This is a genomic window from Agromyces protaetiae (assembly GCF_030866785.1).
Lineage (GTDB): Bacteria > Actinomycetota > Actinomycetes > Actinomycetales > Microbacteriaceae > Agromyces > Agromyces silvae.
In genome coordinates, this window is the sequence record NZ_CP133018.1 from 1 (window position 1) to 19,208 (window position 19,208).

Below are 19,208 nucleotides of genomic sequence, written 5' to 3' on the forward strand. Positions count from 1 at the left end.
ATGACGGAACAGCCCATCTCTGAGACATGGGCGACGGTCCTGGACCGGTTGGGGGGCGACGCGTCGATCACCCCGATGCTGCAGGGCTTCCTGAACCTCGTCGAGCCGAAGGGCATCGCCGCCGGCACGTTCTATCTCGAGGTCCCGAACGACTTCACGGCGAGCATGCTCAACCAGCGCATGCGAGTCCCGCTCCTCCAGGCGATGGGCGTCATCGAGTCGCCGAGTCCGGTCACGTCGTTCTATGTGGTCGTGAACCCCGAACTCGAGGAGCCGCGCCTGCCCGAGACCCCCGGGCCGGGCGGTGCGGGTCACGCCGGAGGCGGCGCGTACACCGACGACTACCCCGACGCGGCCGAGGTCCCCCAGACTCCGCACTCGGTCTTCGAACAGACCGCCGGCGATCGCCCGCGCGATGCCCGGCTGAACCCGAAGTACTCGTTCGACAGCTTCGTGATCGGCCAGTCCAACCGGTTCGCCCACGCCGCGGCGGTCGCGGTCGCGGAGGCTCCGGCGAAGGCGTACAACCCGCTGTTCATCTACGGCGATTCCGGGCTGGGCAAGACGCACCTGCTCCACGCCATCGGCCATTACGCGATGAGCATGTACCCGGGGATCCGGGTGCGGTACGTGAGTTCCGAGGAATTCACGAACGACTTCATCAACTCGATCGCGAACAACCGCGGGTCGCTGTTCCAGCAGCGGTACCGCAACGTCGACATCCTGCTGATCGACGACATCCAGTTCCTGCAGGGCAAGGCGGAGACGCAGGAGGCGTTCTTCCACACCTTCAACAACCTGCACGACCACAACAAGCAGGTCGTGATCACGAGCGACGTGCCGCCGAAGCATCTCACGGGCTTCGAGGATCGCATGCGCAGCCGGTTCGAGTGGGGACTCATCACGGACGTACAGGCCCCTGACCTCGAGACGCGTATCGCGATCCTCCGGAAGAAGGCGCAGTCCGAGCGACTCGAGGTGCCCGCAGACATCCTCGAGTACATGGCGTCGAAGGTCTCGAGCAACATCCGCGAGCTCGAGGGCACGCTGATCCGCGTGACCGCCTTCGCGAGCCTCAACCGGACCCCGGTGGACATGCCGCTGGTGCAGACCGTGCTGAAGGACCTGATCACCGACGACACCGACAACGTCGTGGCGCCGGTCGACATCATCACGGCGACCGCCGATTACTTCAAGCTCACGGTCGACGACCTGTACGGCTCGAGCCGGTCGCAGGCGGTCGCGACGGCGCGTCAGATCGCGATGTACCTCTGCCGTGAGCTCACCAATCTGTCGCTGCCGAAGATCGGCCAGCTGTTCGGCAATCGCGATCACACCACGGTCATGTACGCGAACAAGAAGATCTCCGAGCTCATGAAGGAGCGGCGGTCGATCTACAACCAGGTCACCGAGCTCACCGCGCGCATCAAGCAGAACGCCCGCTTCCGCTGATCCGCCGCCGGTCGCCATCCCCCACCGGTCGCGATCCCAGACCGGGTGCGGCACCACGCCGGTCGCGATCCCCCATGGGGGGCCGGATGCCTCCACGCGTATCCTCAGCCCGCCTGGCAGCCGTTTCCCCACAAGTGTGGAAAACCTGTGGAATGTTAACGAGTAACCGCCTGAAGGCTGTTGAACAGCGTGCGGCGCCTGTGCACAACCCCGTCGAGCACCATGCCGCCCGTGCGGCCACCCCCTCGTGATTCCACACACCGTGCACACGTCCGACGGGCCCCGATCGGCGTCGATCCGGGGATCTCTGCACACCATCCACAGTTTCCACAACGGTTAACACCGTTAAGAGAATTAAGAATTCAATGGGCGCTCGGCAACCTGAGCGGTTCAGCCCGCGGATCGGGCCCGATCCGAACCGGAGCACTGCCGCTAGCATGGGTTCGATCAGCACCTCCACGACGGGAGCACCGTGAGATTCCAGGTCAACCGCGACGTCTTCAGTGAGGCCGTCTCCTTCGCCGTCAAACTCCTGCCGCAGCGCACGACCCTCCCGATCCTCTCCGGCGTGCTCATCCAGGCGAACGACGACGGTCTCGTGCTGTCGTCGTTCGACTACGAGGTGTCGAGTCAGACCGAGATCCAGGCCGACGTCGAAGAACCCGGCACCGTGCTCGTCTCAGGCCGGTTGCTCGCGGAGATCGCGGGGCGCCTGCCGAACGCGCCCGTGCGGATCGCGACCGAGGAGTCACGCATCTCGGTGTCGTGCGGCTCGGCGAACTTCACACTGCTGTCGATGCCGGTCGAGGAATATCCGTCGATTCCCGAGATCGGCGAGCAGTCGGGCGTGGTACCCGCCGACGAGTTCGCGGCGGCGGTCGCGCAGGTCGCGGTCGCGGCGTCGCGTGACGACGTCACCCCGGTGATCACGGGCGTGCAGCTCGAGGTCCGTGAGAACAGCCTCAACCTCGTGGCCACCGACCGCTACCGGGTCGCCGTTCGTGAGATCGCGTGGGACGGTGGCGGCGTCGCAGCCGACACGACGCTCTCCGCGCTGGTGCCCGCGCGGACCCTGCAGGAGGTCGGCAAGACGTTCGGGCACTCCGGCACCATCCAGGTCGCGATCACGAGCCGCGACGACCGCGAGCTCATCGCCTTCAGTGCGGACAAGAAGACCGTGACTTCGCTGCTGATCAAGGGCAACTTCCCGCCCGTGCGCCGGTTGTTCCCCGACAACGTCGACAACTACGCCGTCATGAACACCGCCGAGCTGATCGAGGCGACGCGCCGCGTCGCCCTCGTGCTCGAGCGCGAGGCCGCGCTGCGCTTCAGCTTCAGTGCCGACGGTCTCACGCTCGAGGCCATCGGCAGCGAGCAGGCACAGGCCTCGGAGTCGATCGACGCGATCCTCTCGGGCGACGAGACCGTCGTGTCGCTGAAGCCGCAGTTCCTGCTCGACGGACTCGCGGCGGTGCCGAGCGAGTTCGTGCGCATCTCGTTCACGAAGACCGAGAATCCCAACAAGCCGGGCCCGGTGCTCATCACGAGCCAGACCTCTCGCGAGCAGGCCGGCGGCGACACGTACCGGTACCTGCTGCAGCCGAACCTGCTGCTGCGCTGACCCCCTTGTCGCTCCTCGACCGGTGGGTGGGTCGCTCGCCGGCGCTGGCTGCGCGACCCAGCCGGGGCTCGATGTCGGCGCGGCCAGGTAGCGTTGACGGGCCGAGTCGAACGGCCGGGTCCGGTCGAGAAGGGAGCCCAGCGTGCACGTCGCCCGCCTCTCCCTCACCGACTACCGCAACTACGCGAACGCCGATCTCGAGCTCGCCCCGGGCGCGACGGTGCTCGTGGGCCGCAACGGTCAGGGCAAGACCAACCTCGTCGAGGCGATCGGCTATCTCGCGACCCTCGGCTCGCACCGGGTCTCGGGCGATCAGGCGCTGATCAGAGCGGGCGCCGACGCGGCGATCGTGCGTGCGCTGCTCGCACACGGCGACCGGCAGGTGCTCATCGAGCTCCAGCTGAACCGGCAGGGCGCGAACCGGGCGCAGCTGAACCGGTCCGCGGTGAAGCCGCGCGAGCTCCCGCGGTACGCCCATTCGGTGCTGTTCGCTCCGGAGGACCTCGCGATCGTGCGCGGCGAGCCGGGGGTGCGTCGACGGCTGCTCGATGAGCTGCTCGTCCAGCGCACGCCGCGGCTGTCGGGGGTCATGAGCGACTACGAGCGAGTGCTCAAACAGCGCAACACGTTGCTGAAGAGCGCTCGGGCGCGCGGCATGGCGGCGAATGCGCTGCCCACGCTCGACATCTGGGATGAGCGTCTCGTCGAACTCGGATCCGAGCTCATCGACCAGCGGCTCGCGCTCGTGGCCGAGCTCGGCGAGCCGTTGGCGGTGGCGTACCGGTCGATCGTCGATGCCGATCACGCGCCGACGCTGCGACCCGTGCTGTCGATCGACGGCGGGGATCCCGATGCCGAGGCCGACGAGGGTGCCGCGGGTCTCGGCGGTGCCGAAGCCGGCGGCGACGAGGCGCGTGCGCCCGAGACATCCGTCAGCTCGACCGCCGACCGGTTCGCCGCGGCGCTCCGCAACCGACGCGGTCGTGAGCTCGAACGCGGACTGACGCTCTCGGGCCCGCACCGCGACGATGTGCTGCTGCTGCTGAACGGGCTTCCCGCGAAGGGATACGCCAGCCACGGCGAGTCGTGGTCCTTTGCGCTCGCGCTCCGCCTCGCGTCGGCCGAGCTGCTCCGCCGCGACTCGTCGACCGGCGATCCCGTGCTCGTGCTCGACGACGTCTTCGCCGAGCTCGACCGGCTGCGCCGCGAGCGGTTGGCCGCGGCGATCGGCGACTTCGAACAGGTGCTGGTCACCGCGGCGGTGCTCGAGGACGTGCCTTCGCCGCTCACCGCGCGTATCGTGCAGATCGAGGCCGGTCGTATCGTCGACGCGGCGGGTCAGGCGGCACCCGGAACTCGCTCGGGTGAGGAGGCGGCCGATGGCTGAGGCATCCGAGGCGGTGCGTGTCTATCAGCACTTCCGCGAGATCTTCGGCGCCGACCGGCCGCGCCCGCGTTCGCGGCGGCGGGAGCCGCGGCCCGGCAGCGAACCGTTCACGCCCGGGCGTGACCCGAAGCCGCTCGGCGACACGATCGACGTGCTCTCCAGCGAACTCGGCTGGAGCGGCCCGCTCTCGCAGCACGACCTGCTCGCGTCGTGGGCCGACGTCGCCGGGGAGGACACCGCGAAGCACTCGGAACCGATCGGCATCGAGGGCGGGGTGCTCCAGGTGCGCTGCGAGTCGACCGCCTGGGCGACGCAGCTGCGGATGATGCGCTCGCAGCTCGTCGCACGCATCCTCGAGCGGTACCCGGGGGCGGGCGTCGAGACGATCCGCTTCCAGGGGCCGGACGCCCCCACGTGGAAATGGGGTCCCAGATCGGTTCCAGGGCGTGGCCCGCGCGATACTTACGGCTGAGAGGACGAAAACGGTCGATGGGGTGACGAACTTCGCTCAGAAGGGCCGTTCAGCCCGGATGAGCGGGCTCGGTTTGATAGGATCGAACGTCGCTAGAACGACGGTTTGGAGTCCGATTCACCCATGACAGCGGAACCGACGAAGCCCCAGGGCACGCCAGAGTACGGCGCTGACGAAATCCAGGTTCTCGAGGGCCTCGAAGCGGTTCGTAAACGACCGGGCATGTACATCGGCTCGACCGGCCCTCGCGGGCTCCACCACCTCGTCTACGAGATCGTCGACAACTCCGTCGACGAGGCGCTCGCGGGTCACGCGACCGCCATCGACGTCACGATCCTGCACGACGGCGGGGTCCGCGTGGTCGACAACGGCCGTGGCATCCCGGTCGGCATCCACAAGACCGAGGGCAAGTCGACCGTCGAGGTCGTGCTCACGGTGCTGCACGCGGGCGGCAAGTTCGGCGGCGGCGGGTACGCCGTCTCCGGTGGCCTGCACGGCGTGGGCTCGTCCGTCGTGAACGCACTCTCGACGCGGCTCGAGGCCGAGGTGCGTCGCGAGGGTCACGTCTGGCGCCAGTCGTTCAACGTCGGCGTCCCGAACGCACCGCTGTCGCAAGACGAGCCCAGCGACGAGACCGGCACGACCATCACCTTCTGGCCGAGCACCGAGATCTTCGAGACCGTCGAGTTCGACTACGAGACGCTGCGCACCCGGTTCCAGCAGATGGCGTTCCTGAACAAGGGCCTGCGCATCACGCTCACCGACGAGCGTCGCGCGGGCGAGCCGGCCGATCCGGCCGACGTCGAGAACGAGACGGATGCCACGGTCGAGGCCGCGCGCACCGACACGTTCCTCTACGAGCGGGGACTCGTCGACTACGTCGAGTACCTCAACCGCTCGAAGAAGGCCGACCTCGTGAACGAGGAGATCATCTCGTTCGAGTCCGAAGACGGCGACCGCAAGATCGCGCTCGAGGTCGCGATGCAGTGGACGACGGCGTACACCGAGTCCGTGCACACCTACGCGAACACGATCAACACGCATGAGGGCGGCACCCACGAAGAGGGCTTCCGGGCCGCGCTGACGACGCTCGTCAACCGCTATGCGCGCGAGAAGGGCATCATCAAAGAGAAGGACGAGAACCTCTCGGGCGACGATGTCCGCGAAGGTCTCACGGCCGTCATCTCGGTGAAGCTCTCGGAGCCGCAGTTCGAGGGCCAGACGAAGACGAAGCTCGGCAACACCGAGGCCAAGTCCTTCGTGCAGCGCGTCACCGGCGATCAGCTCGGAGACTGGTTCGACCGCAACCCGACCCAGGCCCGAGAGATCATCCGGAAGGCGATCCAGGCGGCGACCGCGCGCCTCGCGGCGCGGAAGGCCCGTGAGGCGACGCGCCGGAAGGGCTTCCTCGAGTCGACCGGCATGCCGGGCAAGCTGTCCGACTGCACGAGCAAGGACCCGTCGATCTCGGAGATCTTCATCGTCGAGGGCGACTCGGCCGGCGGCTCGGCGAAGACCGGGCGCAACCCCGAGACCCAGGCCATCCTGCCGCTCCGCGGCAAGATCCTGAACGTCGAGAAGGCACGTCTCGACCGGGCGCTCGGCAACTCCGAGATCCAGGCGATGATCACGGCGTTCGGCACGGGCATCGGCGAGGACTTCAACCCCGAGAAGGCCCGGTACCACAAGGTGGTGCTGATGGCCGACGCCGACGTCGACGGTCAGCACATCACGACGTTGCTGCTGACGTTGCTCTTCCGGTACATGCGGCCGCTCATCGAGATGGGCTACGTCTATCTCGCGCAGCCGCCCCTGTACCGCCTGAAGTGGTCGAACTCCGACCACGAGTACGTCTACTCCGACCGGGAGCGCGATGCGCTGCTCGCCGCCGGCCTGGCGTCTGGCAAGCGGATCCCGAAAGAGAACGGCATCCAGCGCTACAAGGGTCTCGGCGAGATGAATCACCAGGAGCTGTGGGACACCACCATGAACCCCGATTCGCGCACGCTGCTCCAGGTGACCATGGACGACGCGGCCGCCGCCGACGAGATCTTCACCACGCTCATGGGCGACGACGTCGAGAGCCGCCGGAGCTTCATCCAGAAGAACGCGAAAGACGTTCGCTTCCTCGACATCTAGCGAGCGGATGCCTCGTGGCGAGGCATCCGCTCATCAGCCGATGGCCGGCCTGCAGCCGGCCTCATCGCGACCAGCCTCTCTAGGAAACGAGAATCCCCGACATGACAGACGAGACGGGCACCGAGGACTACGGCATCCACGGCCGTATCGACCAGGTCGATCTGCAGCTCGAGATGCAGCGGTCGTACCTCGACTACGCCATGAGCGTCATCATCGGGCGCGCACTGCCCGATGTGCGCGATGGGCTCAAGCCCGTGCACCGCCGCGTGATCTACACGATGTACGACGGCGGATACCGGCCCGACCGTGCGTTCTCGAAGTGCACACGCGTCATCGGCGACGTCATGGGTCAGTTCCACCCGCACGGTGACAGCGCGGTCTACGACTCGCTCGTGCGTCTCGTGCAGCCGTGGTCGCTGCGCTACCCGCTCGCGCTCGGTCAGGGCAACTTCGGCTCGCCGGGCAATGACGGCGCAGCCGCCCACCGGTACACCGAGACCAAGATGTCGCCGCTCGCCATGGAGATGGTGCGGGACATCGAGGAAGAGACCGTCGACTTCCAGGACAACTACGACGGTCGCACCCAGGAGCCGACGGTCCTGCCGAGCCGGTTTCCGAACCTGCTCGTCAACGGCTCGGTCGGCATCGCGGTCGGTATGGCCACGAACATCCCGCCGCACAACCTGCGCGAGGTCGCCGACGGCGCGCTGTGGGCGCTCGAGCACCCGGATGCCACGCGCGAGGAGCTGCAGGTCGCGCTCATGCAGCGCATCAAGGGTCCCGACTTCCCGACCGGTGCCCAGATCCTCGGCACCAAGGGCATCCAGGACGCGTACCGCACGGGCCGCGGCTCGATCACCATGCGGGCGGTCGTCTCGGTGGAAGAGATCGAGGGCCGCACGTCGCTCGTGGTCACCGAGCTGCCGTACCAGGTGAACCCCGACAACCTCGCGATCAAGATCGCCGATCTCGTGAAGGACGGCAAGGTCGCGGGCATCGCCGACATCCGCGACGAGTCGTCGGGTCGTACCGGTCAGCGCCTCGTGATCGTGCTGAAGCGCGACGCGGTCGCGAAGGTGGTGCTGAACAACCTCTACAAGCACACCTCCCTGCAAGAGAACTTCGGCGCGAACATGCTCGCCATCGTCGACGGCGTGCCGCGCACGCTCTCGGTCGACGGGTTCATCTCGCACTGGGTCGACCACCAGATCGACGTCATCGTTCGCCGCACCGAGTACCGCCTGCGCGAAGCCGAGGCCCGGGCGCACATCCTGCGCGGCTACCTCAAGGCGCTCGACGCGCTCGACGAGGTCATCGCGCTCATCCGCCGGTCGCCGAGCGCCGACGAGGCGCGCGAGGGCCTGATAGAGCTGCTCGACATCGACGAGCTGCAGGCGAAGGCGATCCTCGAGCTGCAGCTGCGCCGCCTCGCGGCGCTGGAGCGTCAGAAGATCATGGACGACGCGGCGAAGCTCGAGCTGGAGATCGCCGACTTCAAGGACATTCTCGCGACACCGTCGCGGCAGCGGACGATCATCGCGGACGAGCTCCGCGAGATCTCCGACAAGTTCGGCGATGAGCGTCGCACGCACATCATGCCGGGCTTCGACGGCGACATGTCCATCGAGGACCTCATCCCCGAGGAGGAGATGGTCGTCACCGTCACGCGCGGTGGCTACGTCAAGCGCACGCGCAGCGACAACTACCGGTCGCAGCACCGCGGGGGCCGCGGTGTGCGTGGGGCGCAGCTGCGCGCCGACGACGTGGTCGACCACTTCTTCGTCACGACGACCCACCACTGGCTGCTGTTCTTCACGAATCAGGGGCGCGTGTACCGGGCGAAGACGTACGAGCTGCAGGAGGGCGGCCGGGACGCCAAGGGCCAGCACGTGGCGAACCTCCTCGAGCTGCAGCCCGACGAGCAGATCGCGGAGATCCTCGACATCCGCGACTACGAGGTCGCGAAGTACCTCGTGCTCGCCACGCGTGAGGGTCTCGTGAAGAAGACCGAGCTCACCGCCTACGACACCAACCGCTCGCGCGGCGTCATCGCGATCAACCTGCGTGAGGGCGACGAGCTCGTCTCCGCCATGCTCGCCGACGAGCAGGACGAGATCCTGCTGGTCTCGCGCAAGGGCATGTCGCTCAGGTTCGAGGCGACCGACGAGGCACTGCGGCCCATGGGCCGGGCGACGTCGGGCGTCAAGGGCATGTCGTTCCGCGGGGACGACGCGCTGCTCGAGGCATCCGTCGTCGCATCTTCCGACGCCGTCGATGCCGTCATCGCCGACGAGAACGGTGCCGACGAGGCATCCGGTCAGCGGTTCAGCCCGACCGACACCTACGTGTTCACCGTCACCGACGGCGGGTACGCGAAGCGGACCCGCATCGAGGAGTACCGCAAGCAGCAGCGCGGCGGTCTCGGCATCAAGGTCGCCAAGCTGAACGACGAACGCGGCGAACTCGCGGGCGCGCTGATCGCCTCGAGCGCCGACGAGGTCCTCGTGGTTCTTGCCAGCGGCAAGGTGGTACGCTCTGACGTCGCCGAAGTGCCCGCCAAGGGCCGAGACACGATGGGGGTTGTGTTCGCGAAGTTCGCGAACGACGATCGAATCATCGCGGTGGCCAAGAACACCGAGCGCAACCTCGTCGAGGAGGTCGCCGAATCCGAGGGGGCCGACCCCGATGCGGTAGTGGCCGCGGAAGAGGAGTGATCCATTCATGAGTAGCGTCGCCGACAAGCTGGCTCGCAAGTCGAACCGCCGTCCGCCGGCGAAGCAGGTGCGCCTGCGCCTGGTCTACATCGACTTCTGGTCGACGGTGAAGCTGTCGTTCCTGGTGGCCGTGTGCCTCGCGATCGTGAACATCGTCGCGATGTTCCTGATCTGGACCGTGCTGAACTCCACCGGGATCTTCGACCTCGTGAACGACCTGGTGCAAGACGTCGCCGGCGGCGGCACCGACCTGTCGATGTTCCTCTCGCTCGGCAACGTGATGGGCTTCGCGGTCGTCGGATCGCTGATCAACCTCGTCGTGACCACGGTGCTCGGCGCGGTGATCGCGGTGCTGTACAACCTCAGCGTGAAGATCACCGGCGGCCTGCTCGTGGGCTTCACCAACAACTAGTCGTGCAGCAGCTGCCCGGCCGGGCTCGATTCGGTGAATCTTGGCCGGTCGGGTAGTCTGTCCTTCGGCCGAAATTCGGGGATATAGCTCAGGCGGTTAGAGCGCTTCGCTGATAACGAAGAGGTCCGAGGTTCAAGTCCTCGTATCCCCACTCGATACAACTCCACACGCTGGTTCGCCAGCACCCAGGGTCATCGGCCCGACGGGGCCTTAGCTCAGTTGGTAGAGCGCCTGCTTTGCAAGCAGGATGTCGGGAGTTCGATTCTCCCAGGCTCCACACTTTGGCACCGGTATGGTCGGCGTGTGCAGAGCAAACCGGTGTTCGCGCGGCTCCCGAATGTTCGGGCCGTTCGGCTGGCGCGTGCTGAGCTGTTCGTGAAGATCACGTACGGCCTGGTGACGATTCCGTTGGCGTTCGTCACCTTGCTGATGCTCCACATCGTCGCGCAGACCGTCTACGCGAATGCTCACGACCTCCAACCGTTCCAGCCGGTCGTGCCGACCCTCATCGAGGCTCTCGGCCCGATACTGCTGTGGGTCACTGGACTTCTCGGGTTCCGCCTGACGCGTGGATCGGCACGCAGCTGGGTACCCGGGGCTGTTGCGTATCTCGTAACGCTCGCAGTCGCAATCGCGTTCAGGCTGGTGCCTTTCATCGTCTACGTGATCGCGCATAGTGCGCGGGCGGAGCTGCCGTCCGGCCCAGTGCTGCCGTGACGACCGATGCCGGGGATCATGGCTTCGCGATCAACCGCCGTTCGGTGGCTCGGGATGCGTCCCGCATTCAGCTCCGACGACGCGGCCAGTACGAACTCGTATGCGGTCGACGCATACCAAAGGCCGACGGCTGATCCGGTGGTATGGGTCGCCCAGCGCACACGAACGCGGCGGCGCTCGATCAGTCGTTGAGGAGATGTTCGGCGAGGGTGCGCACCCGGCGGAGGAGCGCGTCGTCGCCGTCGATGCCGGTGTGCGCGATGGCGCCCTCGAGGAGCAGGAACAGGTGTTCGCCGAGTTGCTCGCGAGCGGCGGGTTCGCGGTGGTCCTCGGCCAGGAGCTCGTCGATGCGACGCCGCACCGCGAGCTTGTGCGCGCGGACGACGCCGTACGCCGGATGGTCGGCCGGCAGCTCGCCGGCGGCGTTCAGGAATGCGCATCCGCGGTCGTTCGGCAGCGGGTCGCCGGCGTACGCGTCGAACACCGCGAGCACCCGAGGTGAGGGTGCCTGGGCGATGCGTTCCTCGAGTCGATCCCACCACTCGCGGTGGCGGGCCTGCAGATAGACCGTCACCAGCCCGTCCTTGGAGCCGAATCGGTCGTAGAGCGTGCGTTTGGTGACGCCGGACTCGACGGCGATCGTGTCGACGCCGATCGCGTGGATGCCCCGCCGGTAGAACAGCTCGGAGGCGACCGTCAGAATGCGCGCCGCGCCGGGCGTCAGCTCGGGCACCCGCAGCCGACCTGCGTCGTCGGCGATGGCTCGCGTGATCTCCACGCCTTCACTATACAGACCTGTGTACTGTGGAGTTCACAGATCGGTAAAGTCAGCGGGAGGTGGGGAACGTGTCGGACAGCGAGACGAGGACCGGTCCGGTGCCCGCCCTTTCGCGCGCGAGCACATTGGCCCTCACGGGCGCCGGCCTTGCGTTGATCGCGGCCTGCTACGGACTCGGCCGGTTCGCGTACGGCCTGTTCATTCCGGTCTTCCGTGACGTGTTCGCCCTCGACCCGGCCGCTGCCGGGCTGATCGCGTCGGGGTCGTACGCCGCGTACTGCGTCGTGATCCTGGTCGCCACGATTCTCACTCCACGGTTCGGGGGACGTGCCGTGGCCGTCGCCGCGGGGGCGATCGCCACGGCCGGCACACTGCTCATCGCGCTCGCGCCGAACACGGCGATGCTCGCCGCCGGCGTCGTGCTCGCGGGCTCCAGCACGGGCGTCGCGTCGCCGCCGCTCGCGCACGCGGTCGCGCGCGCGGTGGCCGAACCCGTCAGGAACCGGACCCAGACGATCATCAACGCGGGAACCGGTGTCGGCGTCGCGATCGCCGGCCCCATCGCCCTGCTCACCACCGCGCAGTGGCGACTGGCGTGGCTCACGTTCGCGGTGCTCAGCGCGCTCGTCACCCTGTGGGTGACGGCCGCGGTACCGGCCGAGCGTGCCGGTCGAGCGCGCGTCGCTCCTGGGCGGACTCCCGTTCTGTTCCCATCACCGCTGTTCCCCGCGGGGAGCGGCCGTCTGATGACGGCGGCGGTGCTGATCGGGCTCGCCAGCAGCGCGACCTGGACGTACGGACGCGACCTGCTCGTGACCGCGGGCGGCATGTCCGCCGCCGACTCCACGCTCGTCTGGATCCTCCTGGGAGCATGCGGCGTGCTCGGCGCCGCAGCCGGTTCGCTCGCCGGCCGGCTCGGCATGGCGGGCGCATGGCGGATCGGCGTCGTGGTGCTCGCGGCGGGGACGGCATTGCTCGCCGGGTTCCCCGGCAGCCTCCCGATCGCGGCGATCGCCGCCGGCGCGTTCGGCGCCGCGTACATCGCACTGACCGGGCTGCTGCTGATCTGGGGAACCGAGGCCTACCCGCGCACGCCCGCCGCCGGTGTCGGCCTCGCGTTCCTCCTCCTCGCGATCGGTCAGGCGGCGGGCGCCCCCATCGTCGGCGCCGCCGTGGCGACCGGCGATCCGCGGGTGGTCTTCGCCGTCGCTGCACTCGTGGCGCTCAGTGGCATCCTGATCGGGCCGCGCCGCCTGCGGGTGGACTCGAAGGAGTAGACCCGGGCGCTGTCGATCCACCGAACGGTGGACGCGCGAATCAACCCGTGTCAGACGTGACGGTCGATGCGGCGGTGTGCGCGGCGCTCGATGCTGCTGAGTATGACCGCGCTCGAAGTACGACATCTGCACAAGCGATATGGACGGCATGTTGCCGTCGACGACGTCTCGTTCACCGTTGAAGAGGGGGAGATCTTCGGGATCATCGGGCCGAACGGCGCCGGGAAGACCACCACCGTCGAGAGCATCGCAGGCCTCCGCACGCCCGACTCGGGCTCGATCTCGGTGCTGGGACTCGACCCGATCAAGAACCGCGCGGAGGTCCGTGAGCGGCTCGGCGTGCAGCTGCAGGAGAGCAGCTTCCCGGACGCGATCACGGTCGCCGAAGCCCTCGAGCTCTACAGCTCGTTCTACCGGAACCCGGCCGACTGGCGTGAGCTCATGGAGCTCCTGAGCCTCACCGACAAGCGCAAGACGCGATACAAGGCGCTCTCCGGCGGGCAGAAGCAGCGGCTGTCGATCGCGCTCGCTCTGGTCGGCGCGCCCAAGATCGCGATCCTGGACGAGCTCACGACGGGACTGGATCCGCAGGCCAGGCGCGACACCTGGAGCCTCATCGAACGGGTTCGGGACACGGGCGTCACGATCCTGCTCGTCACCCACTTCATGGATGAGGCGGAGCGCCTGAGCGACCGTATCGCGGTCATCGACGGTGGGCGGGTCGCCGCGATGGATACGCCGGCAGGCCTGATCGCACGGGCGAGTGCGGTGCAGCAGGTCCGGTTCCGCGTGAGCCAACCACTGGACCGGAGCGTCCTGACCGAGCTTCGTGACGTGACCGAGGTCGAGGTGACCGACGGACGCTGGCTGGTCACCGGCAACGGACCGTTGCTGAGCAGCGTCGCCGGCGCGCTCGCCCGGGCGCAGGTCGTGGCGGAGGACCTCCGCGCCGACCAGCGCAGTCTCGACGACGCGTTCGTGGCCATCACTGGCCGCGCCCCGGAATCCTCAGAATCCCTCCAGAAGGAAGGCTGATCCATGACTGCGCTGACGAACATGATCAACGTCGAGACGAAGCTCTTCCTCCGTGACGCCGCAACCGTCGGCTTCGGGGTGCTGTTCCCGACAGGACTCCTGCTCGTGCTGAGTGTCATTCCGGCGCTCAATGAGTCGTCGCCGGAAACCGGGGGTCTCCGGGCGATCGACATCTGGGCGCCGACCGCGCTCGTGTTCGGGATGGTGATGATCGCCGTCCAGCACATTCCGGCGGTGATCGCGACGTACCGTGAGCGCGGCATCCTGCGCAGGCTGTCGACCACTCCCGCGCATCCGCGGACGGTCCTGCTTGCGCAGATGCTCGTCGCGTTCGCCTCGGTCGTCGTCTCCGCAGCGCTCATGATCTCCGTCGCGTGGGCGGTGCTGGGTATCGCGCCGCCTGAGCGGCCGTTGGAGTTCGTCGTCGCCTTCATCGTCGGCTATGCGGCACTGCTCGGGCTCGGCATGCTCTCGGCGGCGGTGGTCCGCACGAGCAGCGCAGCGAACCAGATCGGCACCCTGCTGTTCGTCGCACTGATGTTCTTCGGCGGGGCCTTCCTGCCCCGCGCGGTCATGCCCGACGTGCTGCGTGAGGTCGGCGAGTTCATTCCGCCGGGGCTGCAGGCGCTCACTTCGGCGTGGTCCGCCGAGGCGGGCGAGGTCACGGCCGCCGCCGGCGGACAGTCCTTCTGGCTGCAGATTGCCATAATGGCGGGTATCGCCGTGATCGCGAGTGCGATCGCCGCGAAGCTCTTCCGCTGGGAATAGGTGACGATGACGCGAGATGCTGCGGCCGACGAGCGCCCGCGTCCGAACACGCACGAATCGGCTATCGCCCAAGAGGCAGAGCTCGCGAATCGTTCGCGGTTGGCCTGGAAAGCGGAGCAACTCCGGGTCTGGGACCTGCTGCAGCTGGTCACGCCGTGGCTGCTGCTGACGATCTCGACGACGATCTATTTCGCGTGGGTGCTTCCGGCGTCCGGCGAACGCTTCTGGCCCGAGGGCGCATCGGTCCTCGGGCTGGTCGCGGTCTCGGTGCTGTGGGTGCTGTTCGGTCACACGCTGCCCATCAAGCGCAGGACGCTCCGGCCCGTATCGGCGGGCATCTTCTTCGTCGGCTTGCTGGCGCTGTGCGTCACGCTCATGTCGTACTCCGAGATCTTCCTCGTCTTCACCGTCGCCGGCTTCTTTCACGCGTACCTGCTCAGGCCGTGGCCAGTGGGAGTGCTCGGAGTTCTGGCCACCTCCGTGGCGGTCAACGGATCGGCGATGCGCGTGTGGGCAGACCCGAGCCCGGACACGCTTGCGGAGTTCACGCTGATCGTCGGCGTGCAGACGGCGGCGATCGGGGTGGGCATCCTGCTGACGTCGCGCACCGAGCCCGAGGAACGCAAACGCGAGCAGCTCGTCGAGCGGCTCGAGGCCGCACTGCACGAGAACGCCGGTCTGCACGCACAACTGGTCGCCCAGGCCCGCGAGTCCGGGGCGCAGGATGAGCGGCAGCGACTGGCCAGCGAAATCCACGACACGCTGGCTCAGGGTCTGGCCGGCATCATCACCCAACTCCAGGCAGCGGAGCTGTCCGCGAGCGTGCAGGGCGAGACGGAAGCGCATGTCACGCGTGCACTTCGGCTCGCGCGCAGCAGTCTGACCGAGGCCAGACGGTCCGTGCAGGCGCTCGCACCCCAGGAGCTCGGGCGAGCACACCTCCCGGACGCACTGCGCACGTTGACCGAGCGATGGTCGGAGGACGCTGGAATCAGTGCGCGGGTGGAGGTCACCGGCACCCGGGAGCCACTGAGTCCGGCGATCGAGGTGTCGCTGTTCCGGGTCGCGCAGGAATCGCTGACCAACGTGGCGAAGCACGCGCAGGCCTCGCGCGTCGGTGTCACGCTGTCGTACACGGGCCCCGAGGTGCTGCTGGACGTGCGGGATGATGGATGCGGGTTCGCCGATGGGGGCGACACCGGCTTCGGCCTGACCAGCATGCGTCAACGCATCAGAGGAGTCGGCGGTCACGTCGAGGTGCAGAGCGCACCGGGTGAAGGGACATCCGTCAGTGCGCGCGTTCCGGCGATCGCCCCGGGCGGCACGAGGGCAGAGGGGGAGACCGACCGATGATTCGACTCGTGATCGTCGACGACCACCCGATCGTGAGGGGCGGTCTTCGCGACACCTTCGCGGACGCCGACGACATCGTCGTGGTCGGCGAGGCCGCCGACGGCGCCGAGGGCATCGAACGCGCCGAGGCGCTGGCAGCGGACGTCGTCCTCATGGACCTTCGGATGCCCGGCATGGACGGCGTCGTCGCGACGGCGGCCCTGCGCGAGCAGGCACCGAATACCCGGGTGCTGATCCTGACCACCTTCGACAGCGAGAGCGACGTCCTGCCTGCGATCGAGGCGGGTGCGATCGGATATCTCCTGAAGGATGCGCTGCCCGACGACCTGATGCGAGCCGTCCGTGCAGCCGCCCGCGGCGAGTCGGTGCTCGCGCCGTCGGTGACGCAGCATCTCATGGGGCAGGTTCGCAGGCCCGGGGCGGGCACGTTGACCGATCGAGAGAAGGAGGTCCTGCAACTGGTGGCGAACGGCAGTTCGAATCGAGAGGTCGCGACCGCGCTGTTCATCGGTGAAGCGAGCATCAAGACCCACCTGCAGCACATCTACGACAAGTTCGGCGTTCGCGACCGGGCCTCAGCGGTCGCCGAGGGCTACCGCCGCCGCCTGCTCATCTGACGGCCCCGCTCGCGGCCGTACCGCACCCTCCCGCACCCGGCCGAACTCCTTGCTCAGGAAGGAGCGGCCGCGCCGCGGCGTGTCGCGCGGCGACACGCCGCCGGCCGCCGCGTTCTTCCTGAGCAAGGATCACGAGGACTCATCGGCGGAGCGCCGGCGTGCGGCCGACGGTCACTCCGGTGCGATCGCCGGGATGCCGTGGGAGATGGCGGCGTACGCCATGCGGTCGTCGTAGGTCACGATCCCCGCCAGGTCGTCTCCGAGCTTGAGCGCGGCGATGAGGTGCAGGGCGTCCAGCGACCTCAGGACGCCTGGGTCGAGGCGACCCGCAGCGTCGAACACTTCACGGTCGAGCGCGACGAGCTCGATCGAGTCGAGGACGTCTCGTGCGAGCACGACGTCGCCGCCCACCCGTCGAGTCGCCCGAAGCACTTCTGTCCGCGCGAGATCGCATGAGATCAGATCTGCGTCCGTGTCCTCGATCCACGTCCGCAGGGCGGGCGTCTCATCCTCGAGGACGACGAGCTTGACGAGTGCCGACGAATCGACGTAGTAGGCGGGCATCCGTCAGAACCGCTCGGCGTCTCGCATCGCCGCGAGTTCCGCCGAGATGCTCGGTCCAGGCTCGGGTGACGGCAGCGCCCGAATGTCACGCAGCGGCGGACGCGCTGCGCCCGCGGCACGGAGTCGTTCCAACGGCGAAGCGGGTATCGGGGTGATCTGGGCTACCGGCCGGCCGCGGTCTGTGATCGTCACCGTCTCGCCCGCCGCGGCTTCAGCGACCACCGCAGACGCGTTCTGCTTCAGGGCTCGGATTCCGACCGTGGTCATGTGCTCCAGTGTAGAACATTCAGGCGTCCCGCTGGCCGCTCAGGCGGCGGCGTCGATCGCGTCGATCGCGAAGCTGCCGACGCCGACCGCAGACCGGCCGTCGACGGCCTCGAGCACCCGCTCGATGTCTTCGGACCCGAAGCCGCCGTAGAGCTCGATGAGGAGCACGCCGTCGGCCGCGAGGCCGGCCGCTACGGCCGCGGCGGTCGTCGCGTCGGGGACGGGAACGAGGTGGATGGGCACCGCGTCGGGCGTCAGCACGATGCGGTCGGCCGGATCCGCGCCGGGCTCGAGCAGGATGAACGCCTGCGTCGTCTCGGCGCCCTCGGTGAACGCAGCGTTGTACCGCGCTGCGGCGCCCAGCGATTCGATGCCGAAGGTCACCGAGCTCACGCGCGCCCGTCCGCCGGCGGCTCGCGCGGCGCGGCCGCGCCAGACGGGGGAGACGCCACCGCAGAGCTCGATGAGACGGATGTCACGGTCGGCGAGCTCGTTCGCGATGGCGGGGATCTCCGCGGCATCGGAGACGGCGACGATCGTCGTCGACCCACCGGCCCGAGGTCTCACGACCCGGTCCTTCGCGGGGTCGGCGCCGGGCGCTTCGAAGATGACGGCTCGGTGTGCGTGCATCGCCTCACCGTATGAGGTCAAGTGCACTTGAGGTCAACCCGTCAACCCGCGGGCCCGCTCGGTCACCCCGGTGCGAGCGCTGGCGGGTCAGGCGCGTTCGACGGGGAGCCAGAGCTCGGTGGTCGCGGTGCTGAAGTCGTCGGCGCGATCGAGCACGGCGACGATCGACGGGCCGGGGCGCAGACGCCAGGGGTTCGACGGGAACCACTCGGTCGCGGTGGCCGCCCACGTGGACTGGAGCGCGGCCGGGTACGGCCCCGACGTGCGGAAGACGGCCCATGCGCCGGCGGGCACGTCGATCGCGTCGAGTCCGTCGGGCGTGGCCGTCGCCCCGTCGACGGCCACGCCGTGCAGGTAGGTCAGCTCGCTGCCCTCGGTGTAGTCGGGGTCGACGTCGGCGCTGACCTGGAGCAGCCCGGCGGGCTCGGTGCCGCTGAGTGCCGTGAGCCGGGCGTGCTCCTCTGACGGAAGCGAGGCGATGTGCGCCTGGATGTGCGGATTCGGGCCCTCGTGGATGAGCGGTACGCGAGCGGCATGGCCGACGAGCCGGAAGACTGGGCGGTCGGTGATGCGGGTGTCCATGCTGGTGTTCCCTTCGACGGTCAGGCGAAACCTGAGCTGCGGTTGCGTGCGAAGGGGTCCGCCGTCTCGTCGCACCTCGGCGGGCGTGGCGCCGTGAACGGCTCGGAATGCCCGGCCGAACGCCTCGGTCGAGCCGTATCCGGCGCGGACCGCGACGTCGAGCAACCGGTCGCCCCCGATCACGTCCGCGGCGGCGACGGTCATCCGCCGCCGACGCACATACTCCGAGAGCGGCATGTCCGCGAGCGAGGAGAACATCCGCCGTAGGTGGTACTCGGTGCTGCCGAGCCGACGCGCGAGCGCGCCGAGATCGAGGTCGTCCGACAGGTGCGCTTCGATCTCGTCGACGAGTCGGTTGAGTTCGGCGATCACGGTGACTCCCTTCGCGTCCAAGCCTGGGCTACGCGATCGGCGTACACCCGA

The 19,208-nt window shown here is 68.2% G+C and carries 18 protein-coding genes and 2 tRNA genes; 15 read left to right on the forward strand and 5 right to left on the reverse strand.

All coding sequences use genetic code 11. From position 1 onward, the window contains the following. The 10 genes from dnaA to QU602_RS00050 all read left to right on the forward strand — a co-directional run bounded on the left by dnaA (nt 1) and on the right by QU602_RS00050 (nt 10,914). Complete coding sequence (gene dnaA / locus QU602_RS00005) at nt 1–1,452, forward strand: chromosomal replication initiator protein DnaA (RefSeq protein ID WP_308798055.1); 1,452 nt, start codon at nt 1–3, stop codon at nt 1,450–1,452. A 472-nt stretch (nt 1,453–1,924) separates the two neighbouring features. Beyond that, a complete protein-coding gene (dnaN, locus tag QU602_RS00010; protein ID WP_308798056.1) occupies nt 1,925–3,073 on the forward strand; it encodes a DNA polymerase III subunit beta in 1,149 nt (382 codons plus the stop codon). Nucleotides 3,074–3,215: 142 nt separating this feature from the next. After that, nucleotides 3,216–4,460 (forward strand): DNA replication/repair protein RecF, encoded by a 1,245-nt coding sequence (gene recF / locus QU602_RS00015; protein ID WP_308798057.1) that lies wholly within the window; start codon nt 3,216–3,218, stop codon nt 4,458–4,460. Beyond that, entirely contained in the window at nt 4,453–4,932 is a 480-nt protein-coding gene (locus tag QU602_RS00020; RefSeq protein ID WP_308798058.1) for a DUF721 domain-containing protein, read from the forward strand. Before recF ends, QU602_RS00020 begins: the two co-directional genes overlap by 8 nt. 123 nt (nt 4,933–5,055) lie before the next feature. Beyond that, nucleotides 5,056–7,071, forward strand: coding sequence for a DNA topoisomerase (ATP-hydrolyzing) subunit B (gene gyrB, locus QU602_RS00025; protein WP_308798059.1), 2,016 nt, complete (start codon nt 5,056–5,058; stop codon nt 7,069–7,071). Between the two features lie 101 nt (nt 7,072–7,172). Further along, entirely contained in the window at nt 7,173–9,785 is a 2,613-nt protein-coding gene (gyrA, locus tag QU602_RS00030) for a DNA gyrase subunit A (RefSeq protein ID WP_308798060.1), read from the forward strand. A 7-nt stretch (nt 9,786–9,792) separates the two neighbouring features. Continuing rightward, complete coding sequence (locus tag QU602_RS00035; protein ID WP_308798061.1) at nt 9,793–10,197, forward strand: DUF3566 domain-containing protein; 405 nt, start codon at nt 9,793–9,795, stop codon at nt 10,195–10,197. 77 nt (nt 10,198–10,274) lie between these two features. Then, a tRNA-Ile gene (locus QU602_RS00040) sits at nt 10,275–10,348 on the forward strand. Between the two features lie 53 nt (nt 10,349–10,401). After that, nucleotides 10,402–10,474: transfer RNA gene (locus tag QU602_RS00045), tRNA-Ala, on the forward strand. Between the two features lie 26 nt (nt 10,475–10,500). Further along, the gene (locus QU602_RS00050) at nt 10,501–10,914 is read left to right on the forward strand and encodes a hypothetical protein (protein ID WP_308798062.1); all 414 of its coding nucleotides are present in this window, start codon (nt 10,501–10,503) and stop codon (nt 10,912–10,914) included. A gap of 181 nt (nt 10,915–11,095) precedes the next feature. Here the strand turns inward: QU602_RS00050 and QU602_RS00055 are convergent, their stop codons facing one another. Then, a complete protein-coding gene (locus QU602_RS00055; RefSeq protein WP_308798064.1) occupies nt 11,096–11,692 on the reverse strand; it encodes a TetR/AcrR family transcriptional regulator in 597 nt (198 codons plus the stop codon). 98 nt (nt 11,693–11,790) lie between these two features. On the opposite strand from QU602_RS00055, the gene QU602_RS00060 reads away from it, so the two are divergent. The 5 genes from QU602_RS00060 (at nt 11,791) to QU602_RS00080 (ending at nt 16,742) form a co-directional block, all read left to right on the forward strand. Next, nucleotides 11,791–12,969 (forward strand): MFS transporter, encoded by a 1,179-nt coding sequence (locus tag QU602_RS00060; RefSeq protein ID WP_308798065.1) that lies wholly within the window; start codon nt 11,791–11,793, stop codon nt 12,967–12,969. Between the two features lie 102 nt (nt 12,970–13,071). Then, nucleotides 13,072–14,004, forward strand: coding sequence for an ABC transporter ATP-binding protein (locus tag QU602_RS00065; RefSeq protein WP_308798066.1), 933 nt, complete (start codon nt 13,072–13,074; stop codon nt 14,002–14,004). A gap of 3 nt (nt 14,005–14,007) precedes the next feature. Then, nucleotides 14,008–14,772, forward strand: coding sequence for an ABC transporter permease (locus QU602_RS00070; protein WP_308798067.1), 765 nt, complete (start codon nt 14,008–14,010; stop codon nt 14,770–14,772). Between the two features lie 99 nt (nt 14,773–14,871). After that, nucleotides 14,872–16,125 carry a sensor histidine kinase gene (locus tag QU602_RS00075; protein ID WP_308798068.1) on the forward strand — a complete coding sequence of 418 codons (1,254 nt, stop codon included), beginning with the start codon at nt 14,872–14,874 and terminating at the stop codon, nt 16,123–16,125. After that, nucleotides 16,122–16,742: a response regulator transcription factor gene (locus tag QU602_RS00080; RefSeq protein WP_308798069.1), complete on the forward strand. Its 621-nt coding sequence runs from the start codon at nt 16,122–16,124 to the stop codon at nt 16,740–16,742. Before QU602_RS00075 ends, QU602_RS00080 begins: the two co-directional genes overlap by 4 nt. A gap of 171 nt (nt 16,743–16,913) precedes the next feature. Here the strand turns inward: QU602_RS00080 and QU602_RS00085 are convergent, their stop codons facing one another. From QU602_RS00085 to QU602_RS00100, 4 genes are all read right to left on the reverse strand, one after another. Continuing rightward, nucleotides 16,914–17,306, reverse strand: a complete 393-nt coding sequence (locus tag QU602_RS00085; protein WP_308798070.1) for a type II toxin-antitoxin system VapC family toxin — start codon at nt 17,304–17,306, stop codon at nt 16,914–16,916. Between the two features lie 3 nt (nt 17,307–17,309). After that, nucleotides 17,310–17,573: a type II toxin-antitoxin system Phd/YefM family antitoxin gene (locus QU602_RS00090; RefSeq protein ID WP_308798072.1), complete on the reverse strand. Its 264-nt coding sequence runs from the start codon at nt 17,571–17,573 to the stop codon at nt 17,310–17,312. Nucleotides 17,574–17,612: 39 nt separating this feature from the next. Continuing rightward, the gene (locus QU602_RS00095; protein WP_308798074.1) at nt 17,613–18,203 is read right to left on the reverse strand and encodes a DUF6506 family protein; all 591 of its coding nucleotides are present in this window, start codon (nt 18,201–18,203) and stop codon (nt 17,613–17,615) included. 87 nt (nt 18,204–18,290) lie between these two features. Continuing rightward, nucleotides 18,291–19,157, reverse strand: coding sequence for an AraC family transcriptional regulator (locus QU602_RS00100; RefSeq protein ID WP_308798075.1), 867 nt, complete (start codon nt 19,155–19,157; stop codon nt 18,291–18,293). Nucleotides 19,158–19,208 lie beyond the last annotated feature (51 nt).

What these genes read in the sequence shown, in the direction of transcription:
- dnaA (WP_308798055.1), top strand. Translation starts at nt 1, where the DNA reads ATGACGGAACAGCCCATCTCTGAGACATGGGCGACGGTCCTGGACCGG.
- QU602_RS00020 (WP_308798058.1), top strand. Translation starts at nt 4,453, where the DNA reads ATGGCTGAGGCATCCGAGGCGGTGCGTGTCTATCAGCACTTCCGCGAG.
- gyrB (WP_308798059.1), top strand. Translation starts at nt 5,056, where the DNA reads ATGACAGCGGAACCGACGAAGCCCCAGGGCACGCCAGAGTACGGCGCT.
- gyrA (WP_308798060.1), top strand. Translation starts at nt 7,173, where the DNA reads ATGACAGACGAGACGGGCACCGAGGACTACGGCATCCACGGCCGTATC.
- QU602_RS00035 (WP_308798061.1), top strand. Translation starts at nt 9,793, where the DNA reads ATGAGTAGCGTCGCCGACAAGCTGGCTCGCAAGTCGAACCGCCGTCCG.
- QU602_RS00065 (WP_308798066.1), top strand. Translation starts at nt 13,072, where the DNA reads ATGACCGCGCTCGAAGTACGACATCTGCACAAGCGATATGGACGGCAT.
- QU602_RS00070 (WP_308798067.1), top strand. Translation starts at nt 14,008, where the DNA reads ATGACTGCGCTGACGAACATGATCAACGTCGAGACGAAGCTCTTCCTC.
- QU602_RS00080 (WP_308798069.1), top strand. Translation starts at nt 16,122, where the DNA reads ATGATTCGACTCGTGATCGTCGACGACCACCCGATCGTGAGGGGCGGT.
- QU602_RS00085 (WP_308798070.1), bottom strand. Translation starts at nt 17,306, where the DNA reads ATGCCCGCCTACTACGTCGATTCGTCGGCACTCGTCAAGCTCGTCGTC.
- QU602_RS00090 (WP_308798072.1), bottom strand. Translation starts at nt 17,573, where the DNA reads ATGACCACGGTCGGAATCCGAGCCCTGAAGCAGAACGCGTCTGCGGTG.
- QU602_RS00095 (WP_308798074.1), bottom strand. Translation starts at nt 18,203, where the DNA reads ATGCACGCACACCGAGCCGTCATCTTCGAAGCGCCCGGCGCCGACCCC.